A 12,513-nucleotide genomic window follows, 5' to 3' on the forward strand; every position below is an offset into this window, starting at 1 on the left:
TTTAAATTATGGAACAAATTGATGTAAAAATCGGAGAAATTGGAACAAAAGTATTATTTGAGACTGAACACGTAAAAGTTTGGGATTTAACTTTAGCTCCTGGCGAAGCAACCAAATGGCATAAACACCAAATGGATTATATGTTCGTTGTTGTCAAGAATGGAAAAGTTGCTACAGAATATATTAATGGAGAAATTGAAAATCAAGATGATGAAATTGGAATTGTTGATTTTAGAAAAAAGGACATTCCTCATAGATTAGTTAATAATGATAATCAAGAGTACAAGAATATAGTTGTTGAGTTCAAAGCAACATTTAGTGAAGATTGATAAAAAATTATAGAAGATGAAAGATAGTAACGATATTTTATTCTATGACGAAGATGGATTGTTTTTTGAATTTAGTAACTTTTATCCATTACCAGTTAAAATTGATGGGGCTTTTTGGTTGACTTCAGAACATTTCTATCAAGCACAAAAATTCACAAATGACTCTTCAAAAGAAAAAATTAGATTAGCAAAAACAGCTGAGGAGGCATACTTATTAGGTAATAATCTTAAAGAAAGTCGAGTAGATGATTGGGAGAACATAAGAGTCCAAATTATGGAAAGGGCAGTTTATGAGAAATTTTCTCAACATGATTTTTTAAAAGAAAAATTGTTGGAAACTGGCAAACTACTAATAAAAGAAAATTCTCCTACAGATAGTTTTTGGGGAATCGGGAGTGATGGGTTAGGGAAAAATGTTTTGGGCAGGATTCTAATGGATATTAGGAATAAATTTAAAAACCTAGAGGAGGCAAAACTGTCAGTAAAGCCAAAGTGGATGTGTATTGAAGACTCTGTTGAAATACCCACAGAATATGGTAAAATGTTTTTTAACGTGTATATGGATCATAAGGGGAAAGAACATTTAGCAATTATCTCTGGTAACATTAATGTAGATGAGCATGTTTTAGTGAGAATACATTCAGAATGTATAACTGGAGATGTTTTTAAATCTAGTAAGTGCGATTGCGGAATACAATTAGACAGGGCTTTTAAATTTATAGGAGAAGAGACGCAGAAAGGTAAAGGAGGTATAATCTTATATATGAGAGATGAAGGAAGAGGAATAGGGCTTGGGAATAAATTAAGAGCTTACAAGTTTCAGCAACAAGGTTTCGATACGATAGATGCAAATAAAATAATACAAACTCCTGTAGATGATCGGAATTATGTATTACCATCACAAATATTAAAAAGTCTCGGCATTAACAAAGTAAGACTAATAACAAATAATCCGTTGAAAATAAAAGATCTAGAAAATGAAGGTATAGAAGTGAAAAGAGTGAAAATAAATTCTTCAGTTACTCCATTTAACAAAGACTATCTTTCTGTTAAAAATAATATTATGGGGCATAATATAGGAATTGATAACTAGCCGATGAAACCTGAAAAAACTATTCATAACTGTTTGGTAGAAGAAAAGGTTAAATATGCTATATGTTTACCAGATTCATTAACTTCTCCTTTAATCAACGAAATTAAAAATAATGAATCTATTTTTTATGTGCAAGCTACACATGAATCTGATTGCGTAGGTGTTAGTACTGGTTTGAATATTACTAATAATTTAAGTGTTGTAATAATGGAAAACTCTGGAATTAGAAATGCTTGTGAAACTATTGCACGATTTCACTTATCCCATGCATTGTATAATATCTACCTAATATCTTTTAGAGGAGACTTTGGGGAGAGAAATTGGTGGGGACAAGCTCATTCAACCACGATGCAGCCGTTGTTAGATTTGTTAAGATTTAGATACGTTTTTATTGATGATATAAAAGATTTTAAGAAAGTATTTAAAGATGCTGTGAATGATTTTCAAGCCAGACAATCAAGTGTTGCAATAATATTGAAGCCTAATGTTTTAAAATACATCAACAATGACAAGTAGAGAAGTAATTAATTATCTCAGTAATAAAATTGATAAAGATACCTCTATAGTTAGTTCTTTAGGTAGAACATCCCAAGAAGTCTATAATGTGTTACCCAACCAAACATTATTTTTGGATTCTATGGGGGATATTGTTTCAATATCTTGTGGGATTGCATTGGGACTAGAAAATAAGCCTGTTATTGCTATTGATACGGATGGAAGTAATTTAATGGGTATTAGTATTTTGTCACTTATCTCATCTATTAAAGAAAAAATACACAATTTATCTATAATAGTTATAAATAATAGGATACTGGAATCTGGAGGTGGCATCGAAACAACAATGAATGATCTTAAGTGGGAATATTTAGGTAAAGCGTGGGATATTAATATTGTTGAAGTTAATACCTTAGATGATTTGAAAAAGAATTTTGAAGACTTTGGTTTTAAAAAGCTAACTTATTTTGTAGTAAATGTTGATAACACAGGTGTTGTTCAAAATGATTCTACAAAGTCAATTGATGGGATAGAATCTAAATATATATTTTCGAGACATCTTGAAAAGGTTAAAAAAGAAAACTTTATAAAACCATGTTTGAAAAATTAATTAAAAAAGATTAAAATGGATTTGGAATCAATATTGAATTACACTATTGGTCTTGCATACAGGGCTGGTAACTTATTACTTAATCATGAAACCAATCATGTATTTTCAAAAAAAAATGAATTTAATGATATTGGTGCTTATGTTTCAGAAATGGATAAAAAAAGTGAAGAGTTGATTATGAAAATGATCAGTGTTCAATTTCCTTCGCATAATCTTTGTGGTGAAGAAAGCGGATTGATTGATAAAAATTCAGAGTACACTTGGTATATTGACCCTTTAGATGGAACATATAATTATATTAGAGGATATCCAATGTGGGGGGTAAGTATTGGTTTGTCAAAAAACCAAACTCCAATTGTAGGGGTTCTGTATTTTCCAAAATTGAATAAATTAGTGTATGCTGGACACGAGCTTGGAGCATATAATAATGAGAAAAAACTACAAGTTTCAAAATTAGATTATACTGACGGTTGCTATTCAGTGCCTACTTATAAGTATCAAGAGAAACAGCAGGCAATTATTGAATTAATTGAACAAATGAGTACAACCAAGATTCATCACTGTTCTAGTTTTGATTTTGCTTGTTTAGCGGAAGGTAATACTGAGGTTATTTTGAGTGGTACTTTAGCACCATGGGATTCGTGTGCTGGAGTCTGTATTGTTAGAGAAGCTGGAGGTGTTGTTGTTGATTTAAATGGAAATGATTGGATTATGTCTAGTGAGTATATTATAGCAATGAATAAATATGACAATTCAATGATTGAATTAATAAAAAATAAAAAATTAGAAATTCTTGAGAAAAATTTTCTTATCCCAGAAATTAAAAGGACAGAAAAAGACAATACCAGTGAAATACAAAAATTAAAACATTAGTTATCTGATTAACCCTTTGCTATGTAAGTCATCAAAAATTAATTGATCAACAAATGATGTTTTTTCTTTGTCTTTAAATTCTAGCCAACTAAAACTTTCTATCTCATTATTAGGCATTAAATCACCCGTGAAATCAGCAAAATAGCATAACATCCGTACAATTACATTATCAGAATGTCCGTATGCTGGAGCTTCAAAACAACCAAAAAAAGTTATAGAATCATCAATTAATTTTACATTTAGTTCCTCCAAAATTTCTCTTTTCAAACACTCGGAATCGGTTTCGTTATTTTCCCTTTTTCCGCCAGGCAAAAAATATCGGTCTTTACTTTTAGAAATGGTGCTTAAAATCTTATAATTATTAATATGAATCAATGCAACTTTATCAATAATGTTTTCCATTTGTTTAGATATTTAAATTAAAAACAAATGTAACATTTTATTAACCAAAAAAATTATGAAAATTTATTTTATCCGATTTGTTTTTATTTTCCTTGTCCGATTTATTATCTATTTAATTTCTATAATTCCTCTTGCTTATTTTCTTGTTTTTACTGAGACTTCTTTATTAAAATTATTTTTAATAATATTTTCATTGTTAATTGTTCCTTTGATAATTATTTTATTTTCAGGATTACTATACAGGGTTACACCAAAGGTTGGTGTAGGAGCATATCCTCCATTTTCTAAGCCATTTATTAAATGGTTCTTGAGAGATTTAATATCTGATGTTGTATTGTCTTCGAGTTTTTTAAATAATATTACAAATAGAATCGATTTCATTAAGATTATATACTATCGACTTCTTGGGGTAAAAAACATTTCATCTTTGGTTATGGCGTCTGGAGTTTTAATATTGGATCCAGATAGATTCGTTTTTGGTAAAGATATATTTATAGGATACTCAACATTGATTAGTGGTCACTTTGTAAAAAATCGTAAACTAGTATTAGAAATGGGAAAAATTGGAGATTATGTACAAATTGGAGCGTGTTGTAAAATTGCACAAGGTGTTAAAATTGGAAATAACTCAATAATAGGATTTGGTGTTACAATTGGCGTTAACTGTATAATTGGGGAAAATGTTAGAATTTACGATGCAAGCGTATTAGATGACAATTCTATTATTGGAGACAATTCTATTATTGGAAAAAAGTGTATTGTTGGTAAAAGAACTGAAGTGAAAAATAATTGTTACATAGGAAATTATAGTTCAATTGGATCAAAATTAGTAATCAAATCAAATACAAGAATAGAAGAACTATCTACTATTAAAAACGACATCGTATGATAGATATTATTGCAAAACAATTAAATGATAGTAATATCAAAGGAATTATATCTTTTGGCTCATTTCATTCTGGTGCTTCTAATAAAGATCATAATGATGAGTTCTCAGATTTGGATTTGTTTGTTTTTACAAAGAATCCGAACATTTCATTAAACATAGATAATATCGGATGGCTTAAATGTCTTGGAAAGCCTATTTCGGTATTGACTATAAAAAATCCAGTTGAAGGGAATATGATTACTCGTATTATGTATGAAAATCTTTTTAGTGTAGATGTTATTCTAATTAGTTACAGCAAGTTTAATTTGATAAAAATTTATTTGTTTTTTAAAAAGATGAAATTAAATAAGTTTATCCCAGACTATATGAATATTGAAAAGGAACTGACAACTTTCAATGCATATTTAAAAAGAGGATACTCTATTGTTTATGATAAAAAAAATATAAAGAAAACGGTTTCAGACATTAATCAATTTTTTCCAATAGTTGAAGAAAAATTAGATGAGAAAAAATTTTTAGAATGCTATGATGAATTTTGGCAAACTGCATACCGATTTTTAGGAAAAATTGTAAGGGGTGATATTTACTACGGATTAATATTACTTGATAATGTGCTTAAAAATAGGATGGTAGAGATGATAGCTTGGGAAAGTAAATATTTTTTTGACAATAAAGATGACTTATTCTATTATGGAAAAAAAATAAACTCATGGGCAGAAAAAGATACTATCTTACAACTTTCAAAAACAACCTTTTCGACTGACTATAAAAATAACCTAGAAGTTCTAAATAATCACATTTCAATATTCAAAAGGTGTAGTAAAAATGTCGCTCTAAAAAAAGGATTTTTTTTAAATAACGTGCTGGAAGATAAAATATTAAGCAGAATTGATGATTATTTAAAAAATATCGAACAATGATGACAGTTCTAAAGCAAAACATAAGACTTGCGATACCAATATTTTTAGGACAAATATCTTTTACTTTAATTGGGTTTATTGATAATGTAATGATAGGTAGACTAGGAGCGGTATCTTTATCAGCTTTTTCATTAGGTAACAATATTATGTTTTTAGCTTTTGCTTTAAATATTGGATTTACCATGATGTTTACTCCTCTGATTTCTGAAATGCACAGTTTAGGTAAAATAAGAGAAACAAAAAATATTTTTTTTCACGGTATTATAGTATACTTAACTTTGGGTTTTTTTTTATTTTTCTTACTTAAAATGGCATTATTAAATATTTCTAGTTTAGGACAATCTGAGGAAGTAGTAATAATTTCAAAACCTTACTTGTCGGTTTTACTTTACTCATTCATACCTGCATTTTTGTTTCAAATGCTAAAACAATTTTCAGATGGTTTGAGTAAAACAAAAATAGCGATGTATTGTATTTTAATTTCTTTAATATTAAATGTATCAATTAATTATTGTCTGATTTTCGGGAAGTTTGGACTGCCTAAATTGGGAATATTAGGTTCTGCAATAGGAACATTGATATCAAGATGTTTTTTATTTTTACTTTTTTTGATTTGTTTATTAAAAAATAGACAAACAAATATTTTTTTTAAAAATTTAATAAATCATAAATTTAATTTTAGTTCTGCAAAACAAATAATAAGTTTAGGTTCATTTTCAAGTTTTCAAGTCTTTTTTAAAATAGTGTTACTGACATCAACAGTTATTTTATCTGGAAAATTAAATACAACTTATCAAGCATCTAATCAAATAATGCTGAGTTTATCAGCTATTATGTTTGCAATACCTTTTAGTTTGGGAACGGTGTCAGCGATACAATCAAGTAAATTTTTAGCCCAGAAAAACATTTTATTTTTTAAAAACTCAGTAAAAACGCTTTCTATTTTGTCATTATCTTGTTCATTTATTTTTACAATAATTATATTTGTTTTCAAACACCAAATTCCATTAATTTATATAAATGATAATTCAGTAATCATAACCGTTGCAAATACACTTATTTTTTTGTCTATATTTCAACTAATAGATAGTTTAGAAACAATAGTTTTAGGAACATTGAAAGGAATAAAAGACACCTATATTCCTTTTTTTGTAACATCAATAGCTTATTGTATTATTTCTGTTCCACTATCTTTGTATTTATCAAATATTATATCATTAAAAGGTATTTGGTTAGGCTTAACAATTGGAGTGTTTGTTTCGTTTATATTCTTAATTATTAGAGTTTTTAGAATGATTTCGTTGTACGAACAGAACATATATAAACGAGAAAATTGTTAGAGTTGTAAAAATAAAGATAAGGATGTCTGTTTTTTTTAATTAAGATACAAAGATTAAAAAACAAGTGGTTGGAGATTCACGAAAGACTAAGAAGGATTTGTTTCAGCAAAAGTCTAGATATTCTAAATGCGATATTGAGAATTTATTTTTGGGGATATTATTTTTTAGATTTTTAATACAATATCAATTTTACAAGCTAAAAGTTGATAAATTATCTTGCAATGAAAGGTGAAATTCTGATAATATTCTATATTTGCACTCCAATTTTAACTTTTAATATCAAGAACGATGAAAGAATTAATCGAAAAAATCAATGCGGAATTTGAATTATTTTCTAAAGAAGCAGAACAGCAATCAGAAAAAGGAAACAAAGCAGCAGGAACAAGAGCAAGAAAATCTGCTTTGGAATTAAGCAAACTTTTTAAAGAGTTTAGAAAAGTAAGCGTTGAACTAAGCAAAAATTAAAATCAGTCACTGTTTAGAAAAATAAAATGGTTCGAGACCCATAAAGGGTTGTGAATCAATGTAAAACTTTGATAATCAGCGATAAGCGGTTCGAGGTGTGACCTGCCATCCACCCATCATAGGTCATCCCGCTTTTTTAAGCGGGATTTCGCTTTAGACAATCCCTGTATATCTTTGTTTTTCAAATACTTATAAAAGTAAAAAAATGCAAAAAATCGATTTGATACTAATTGGTATTTTAATGGTAAATTTTCAACTTCGGTAAAGAAAATTAGTATTCAAAATTCTGAAATCCATTTGTATTATTGATTTTTAAAGAATAATCCAAATGAAAAATGGATGGTTCGAGAACAATGAAAGGTAGATATTTACTTCACCCCCTTAAACACTACTTATAAATTCTCCATAAATTATATCTAAATCTTTATCTTTATACTTCAAAACTACCAAATTGAACAAAATACTCATCATTGACGACGAAGAAAAAATAAGAACCTTACTTTCAAGAATAATCGAATTGGAAGGCTTTGAAATATTTCAGGCATCAGATTTAAGAAGTGGATTGAAAAGACTAGAAACTTCGGAAATAGATGTTGTGCTTTGTGATGTAAAACTTCCTGACGGAACTGGAGTAGAATTTACAAAAATCATAAAAGAAAAATTTCCTTTGATAGAAGTTATATTGCTTACGGCATATGGTAATATTCCTGATGGTGTTCTGGCAATTAAGAATGGAGCTTTCGATTATATCACAAAAGCAGATGATAATAATAAAATCATTCCCCTTCTTTACAAAGCTGCTGAAAAAGCAGGACTTTCCAAAAGGATAAATCAACTCGAAAAACAACTTGGTAGTAAACAATCTTTTGAAAATATTATCGGCAAATCTAAAATTCTCAAAAGTGCCATTGAATCTAGTAAAAAAGTGGCAGTTACAGATGCAACCATTCTTTTAACAGGTGAAACCGGAACCGGAAAAGAAATATTTGCACAGGCAATACACAACGCAAGTACAAGAAATAAACATAATTTCATTGCTGTAAATTGCTCTGCTTTAAGTAAAGAATTGCTGGAAAATGAATTGTTTGGACATAAAGCAGGAGCTTTTACTGGAGCCATAAAAGATTCCAAAGGGATTTTTGAGGAAGCTAATAACGGGACAGTTTTTTTGGATGAAATCGGAGAAATGCCATTAGATTTACAGGCAAAGCTTCTTCGCGTTTTGGAATCGGGAGAATTTTTGAAAGTTGGGGATAGCAAACCCACAAAGGTTAATGTCCGCATTATTGCCGCTACCAATCGTGATCTGCAAAAAGAAATAGAAGCCGGAAATTTCAGGGAAGATTTATTCTATCGAATTAACGTTTTCAATATTCCATTACCTCCTTTGCGAGAAAGAATTGTGGACATTGAAAACTTAGCGAATCATTTTCTGAAAATATTTTCTCATAAAATTGGAAAAAAAATCAATTCGATTTCGCAGGAATATTTTGAAGCTTTAAAACAACATTCATGGAAAGGAAACATCCGCGAACTTAGAAATGTAATTGAGAGAAGCGTGATTCTCACCGATGACACTCAATTAAATATGGAAAGTTTACCTGCCGAATTCCAACAAAATATTCCACAACATACAAAATCTAAAATACTCTCTGCCTTTGAACTGGCAAGTGCTGAAAAAATTCATATTCAGAAAGTTTTAAATTATACCAACGGAAATAAAACTGAAACTGCAAGACTATTAAACATAGCCCTCACTACTTTATATAGAAAACTGGAAGAATATCAAATTAGATAAACCCTTCCAAAATAATAGCCCAAACCCTTTCATTTTGAAAGGGTTTTTTGATTTGTTGAATTTTTAAAAAGAGATTAAATTGTTGTAAATCACCATTTTGTAATTAATGTCATTATAATGGAATCCGATTTGTGATTATTCTTGCAAAAAATTTTATATAAAATGAAAAAATTGGAACTATCTGATCAGAAAAAAAGGTAAGCCGTGGCATTTGCTGGCATTATTATACAGCAGCATTATTGTTATAGGAATTATATATAGAATTTTTAATCCATAAATTATGACAGCTTTAGTAATTATTACGGGCATTTTACTATTTGCCCTCTTCTTTCTAACCGTAAAATACTTTGAAAAGATATGATTGCATTATTTATTATTGCCATTGCCGTATTTGTATATATGTGCTATGTGCTTGTAAAACCGGAAAAATTTTAATACTGAAAATTAATAATAAAAATGAATTCAGAAATTTTAGGAATACTATTGATGTTTGTCTTAGTAATCGCTTTGGCAATACCATTGGGCAGATACATCGGTAAAATATTCAGTAACGAAAAAACGTGGTTGGATATAATTTTTAATCCCATTGATAAACTTTTTTACAAACTAAGCGGTATCAATACTGAAAAGGAAATGAACTGGAAACAGCACTTGATAGCATTGCTTACCATTAATTTGTTGTGGTTCTTAGTCGCAATATTTGTGCTAACCAACATGAGCTGGCTTCCACTAAATCCAGATCATAATCCTTCCATGAACGGAGATTTGGCATTCAATACAGCAGTAAGTTTTATCACCAATACCAATCTTCAGCATTATTCCGGAGAAACAGCAATGTCTTATTTAGGTCAGCTTACATTGATGCTTTGGCAGTTCATCAGTGCCGGTTGCGGAATAGCAATTGCAGCCGTAGTTTTCTTTGCAATGAAAGAAAGAACTACTGATAAATTAGGAAATTTTTATTTCCTTTTTGTAAGAAGCTGTACAAGAATTTTATTTCCTATTACGGTTGTTATGGCTTCATTATTAGTTTTCAACGGAGTCCCTATGACTTTTGAAAGAAAAGATTCTATCATTAATCTACAGGGAGATAAAGTAGAGGTAAGCCGTGGTCCAGTTGCCGCATTTGTTGCCATCAAACAATTAGGCACCAACGGAGGCGGTTTCTTCGGACCCAATTCTGCTCATCCATTAGAAAACCCCAATTATTTCACCAATATTCTTGAAACAATTTCTATTACTTTGATTCCAATGGCAATGATATTTGCGATGGGATATATTTTAAAAAGAAAAAAATTAGCCTTAACTGTTTTTGGAGTAATGATGATAGGTTTTTTATTATTGTTAATTCCTACTGTAGTTAATGAAATGAACGGAAATCCTGCCTTTGCAAAAATGGAAATTTCTCAAGATATGGGAAGCATGGAAGGAAAAGAAGTAAGGTTTGGTTCGGCGGCTTCTGCATATTGGGCGATTAATACCACTGTTACAAGTAATGGATCGGTAAATGCAATGCATGATAGTTTAACACCACTTTCAGGAATGAACACCATGCTCGGAATGATGGTAAATGCCTTCTATGGCGGAGTGGGTGTTGGATTTCTCAATTTTTATATATTCATTATTCTCGCCGTTTTCATCAGCGGATTAATGGTAGGAAGAACACCGGAATTTCTTGGTAAAAAAATTGAAGCGAAAGAAATGAAAATTGCCATGATTATTGCACTTCTCCATCCGCTTTTGATTCTTGCCGGAACAGCAATCGCAAGCTATACTTATGCACATAATCCAGAAACGTATGCAAGCTGGCTGAATAATCCCGGTTACCATGGATTCAGTGAAATGCTGTATGAATTTACCTCTTCAAGTGCTAATAACGGAAGTGGCTTTGAAGGATTAGGAGACAACACCCCATTTTGGAATATCGCTTGCGGAATTGTGATGCTGATTGCACGATATCTACCAATTATTGGTCCGGTTGCCATTGCAGGAAGTCTGGCCGCTAAAAAGTACATCCCGGAAAGTGCAGGAACTCTGAAAACAGATACTCCTACTTTTGGATTGATGGTTTTTGCTGTGATTGCCATTGTTGCAGCGTTATCCTTTTTCCCTGCACTAGCTTTAGGTCCTATTGCAGAATATTTTTCACTATAACTTTTTATAATCAAAAAAATGAAAAGAAATAAAAACCCTAATAATTTGTTTCAACCGGAATTAGTGAATGAAGCGCTGAAACAATCTTTTATAAAACTAAATCCTTCTAAAATGCTCCGAAATCCGGTAATGTTTATGGTTTGGATAGGAACTTTAGTAATGACAGGAGTCTGTATTTGGATTGCGGTCGGTGAACAAAGCCAAGGAAGTTTAACATATAATATTATTGTTACAGCCGTTCTGTTTATCACATTACTGTTTGCCAATTTTGCAGAAGCCATTGCAGAAGCCAGAGGAAAAGCCCAGGCCGATTCTCTACGGAAAACAAGAGAAGAAACACCCGCAAAATGGATAAATCCGAATGGGGAGATTATGTATGATGAAATAGAAATTATTCCGTCTTCCCAATTGAAAAAAGGAGACCTGTTTATTTGTGAACCGGGAGATATTATTCCTTCTGATGGTGAAATTATTGAAGGTTTGGCAACGATAGACGAAAGTGCCATTACCGGAGAAAGTGCACCTGTAATTCGTGAAGCTGGAGGTGACAAAAGCAGTGTTACGGGTGGGACAAAAGTCCTTTCTGATATGATAAAAGTACGGGTAGCTACTGAAGCAGGAGAAAGTTTTCTTGATAAAATGATTGCTTTGGTAGAAGGGGCTTCAAGGCAAAAAACTCCAAATGAAATTGCTTTAACTATTTTATTGGCAGGGTTTACATTAGTTTTCATTATCGTTACGGTTACTTTAAAGCCTTTCGGAGATTATGCCAATACACCCATTACAATAGCAGCCTTCATTTCATTATTTGTCTGTTTAATTCCTACCACAATCGGCGGATTGTTATCAGCAATCGGTATTGCGGGAATGGACAGAGCTTTGAGAGCTAATGTAATTACGAAAAGTGGTAAAGCAGTGGAAACTGCGGGAGATATTGATGTATTGTTGCTAGATAAAACAGGAACCATCACTATCGGAAACCGAAAAGCTACCCATTTTCATCCCATAAACGGAACCAATGAAAAACATTTTCAAAAAGCGGTAGTATTAAGTTCCATGTCAGACGAAACTCCGGAAGGAAAATCCATTATCGAATTAGCAGAGGTAAATCCACTAAGTTATGAAATCCAAAATCCCCGTTTTAT

Annotated in this window: 14 protein-coding genes; 13 read left to right on the forward strand and 1 reads right to left on the reverse strand. The window is 30.7% G+C overall.

Going from position 1 to position 12,513, the window contains the following annotated elements; all coding sequences use genetic code 11:
- Positions 1-8: 8 nt before the first annotated feature.
- The 5 genes from AC2A1C_RS04545 to AC2A1C_RS04565 are packed head-to-tail and all read left to right on the forward strand — an operon-like array spanning position 9 to position 3,400.
- Positions 9-329, forward strand: a complete 321-nt coding sequence (locus tag AC2A1C_RS04545; RefSeq protein WP_184167294.1) for a cupin domain-containing protein — start codon at positions 9-11, stop codon at positions 327-329.
- Positions 330-345: 16 nt separating this feature from the next.
- Positions 346-1,422: a GTP cyclohydrolase II gene (gene ribA / locus AC2A1C_RS04550; RefSeq protein ID WP_484023852.1), complete on the forward strand. Its 1,077-nt coding sequence runs from the start codon at positions 346-348 to the stop codon at positions 1,420-1,422.
- Positions 1,423-1,425: 3 nt separating this feature from the next.
- Positions 1,426-1,938, forward strand: a complete 513-nt coding sequence (locus AC2A1C_RS04555) for a thiamine pyrophosphate-binding protein (RefSeq protein ID WP_484023854.1) — start codon at positions 1,426-1,428, stop codon at positions 1,936-1,938.
- Positions 1,928-2,527: a thiamine pyrophosphate-dependent enzyme gene (locus AC2A1C_RS04560; RefSeq protein ID WP_484023855.1), complete on the forward strand. Its 600-nt coding sequence runs from the start codon at positions 1,928-1,930 to the stop codon at positions 2,525-2,527. The genes AC2A1C_RS04555 and AC2A1C_RS04560 overlap by 11 nt, the downstream gene beginning before the upstream one ends.
- Before the next feature lie 15 nt (positions 2,528-2,542).
- Complete coding sequence (locus tag AC2A1C_RS04565) at positions 2,543-3,400, forward strand: inositol monophosphatase family protein (RefSeq protein WP_484023857.1); 858 nt, start codon at positions 2,543-2,545, stop codon at positions 3,398-3,400.
- On the opposite strand, the gene AC2A1C_RS04570 is transcribed toward AC2A1C_RS04565, so the two are convergent.
- On the reverse strand, positions 3,401-3,802 hold the full coding sequence (locus AC2A1C_RS04570; RefSeq protein ID WP_484023858.1) for an NUDIX hydrolase: 402 nt from the start codon (positions 3,800-3,802) through the stop codon (positions 3,401-3,403). It lies immediately after the preceding gene.
- Between the two features lie 55 nt (positions 3,803-3,857).
- Between AC2A1C_RS04570 and AC2A1C_RS04575 the strand changes: the two genes are divergently transcribed.
- From AC2A1C_RS04575 to AC2A1C_RS04610, 8 genes are all read left to right on the forward strand, one after another.
- Entirely contained in the window at positions 3,858-4,691 is an 834-nt protein-coding gene (locus tag AC2A1C_RS04575; protein ID WP_484023860.1) for a hypothetical protein, read from the forward strand.
- Complete coding sequence (locus tag AC2A1C_RS04580; protein WP_484023862.1) at positions 4,688-5,611, forward strand: aminoglycoside 6-adenylyltransferase; 924 nt, start codon at positions 4,688-4,690, stop codon at positions 5,609-5,611. The genes AC2A1C_RS04575 and AC2A1C_RS04580 overlap by 4 nt, the downstream gene beginning before the upstream one ends.
- Positions 5,608-6,951, forward strand: coding sequence for an MATE family efflux transporter (locus AC2A1C_RS04585; protein WP_484023864.1), 1,344 nt, complete (start codon positions 5,608-5,610; stop codon positions 6,949-6,951). The genes AC2A1C_RS04580 and AC2A1C_RS04585 overlap by 4 nt, the downstream gene beginning before the upstream one ends.
- 288 nt (positions 6,952-7,239) lie before the next feature.
- Positions 7,240-7,416 (forward strand): histone H1, encoded by a 177-nt coding sequence (locus AC2A1C_RS04590; protein ID WP_484023866.1) that lies wholly within the window; start codon positions 7,240-7,242, stop codon positions 7,414-7,416.
- A gap of 451 nt (positions 7,417-7,867) precedes the next feature.
- The gene (locus AC2A1C_RS04595; RefSeq protein ID WP_484023867.1) at positions 7,868-9,214 is read left to right on the forward strand and encodes a sigma-54-dependent transcriptional regulator; all 1,347 of its coding nucleotides are present in this window, start codon (positions 7,868-7,870) and stop codon (positions 9,212-9,214) included.
- Between the two features lie 357 nt (positions 9,215-9,571).
- Complete coding sequence (locus AC2A1C_RS04600) at positions 9,572-9,649, forward strand: potassium-transporting ATPase subunit F (RefSeq protein WP_484023876.1); 78 nt, start codon at positions 9,572-9,574, stop codon at positions 9,647-9,649.
- A gap of 21 nt (positions 9,650-9,670) precedes the next feature.
- Positions 9,671-11,368 (forward strand): potassium-transporting ATPase subunit KdpA, encoded by a 1,698-nt coding sequence (kdpA, locus tag AC2A1C_RS04605; protein ID WP_484023869.1) that lies wholly within the window; start codon positions 9,671-9,673, stop codon positions 11,366-11,368.
- Positions 11,369-11,386: 18 nt separating this feature from the next.
- The coding region (locus AC2A1C_RS04610; RefSeq protein WP_484023870.1) for an HAD-IC family P-type ATPase at positions 11,387-12,513 on the forward strand (1,127 nt) is incomplete at its 3' end.

Source organism: Chryseobacterium sp. HNCC26DJ241 (genome assembly GCF_057180505.1).

Bases quoted from the DNA above. Each gene is read 5' to 3' on its own strand.
- AC2A1C_RS04545 (WP_184167294.1), top strand. From the start codon at position 9: ATGGAACAAATTGATGTAAAAATCGGAGAAATTGGAACAAAAGTATTA.
- ribA (WP_484023852.1), top strand. From the start codon at position 346: ATGAAAGATAGTAACGATATTTTATTCTATGACGAAGATGGATTGTTT.
- AC2A1C_RS04555 (WP_484023854.1), top strand. From the start codon at position 1,426: ATGAAACCTGAAAAAACTATTCATAACTGTTTGGTAGAAGAAAAGGTT.
- AC2A1C_RS04560 (WP_484023855.1), top strand. From the start codon at position 1,928: ATGACAAGTAGAGAAGTAATTAATTATCTCAGTAATAAAATTGATAAA.
- AC2A1C_RS04565 (WP_484023857.1), top strand. From the start codon at position 2,543: ATGGATTTGGAATCAATATTGAATTACACTATTGGTCTTGCATACAGG.
- AC2A1C_RS04570 (WP_484023858.1), bottom strand. From the start codon at position 3,802: ATGGAAAACATTATTGATAAAGTTGCATTGATTCATATTAATAATTAT.
- AC2A1C_RS04575 (WP_484023860.1), top strand. From the start codon at position 3,858: ATGAAAATTTATTTTATCCGATTTGTTTTTATTTTCCTTGTCCGATTT.
- AC2A1C_RS04580 (WP_484023862.1), top strand. From the start codon at position 4,688: ATGATAGATATTATTGCAAAACAATTAAATGATAGTAATATCAAAGGA.
- AC2A1C_RS04585 (WP_484023864.1), top strand. From the start codon at position 5,608: ATGATGACAGTTCTAAAGCAAAACATAAGACTTGCGATACCAATATTT.
- AC2A1C_RS04590 (WP_484023866.1), top strand. From the start codon at position 7,240: ATGAAAGAATTAATCGAAAAAATCAATGCGGAATTTGAATTATTTTCT.
- AC2A1C_RS04600 (WP_484023876.1), top strand. From the start codon at position 9,572: ATGATTGCATTATTTATTATTGCCATTGCCGTATTTGTATATATGTGC.
- kdpA (WP_484023869.1), top strand. From the start codon at position 9,671: ATGAATTCAGAAATTTTAGGAATACTATTGATGTTTGTCTTAGTAATC.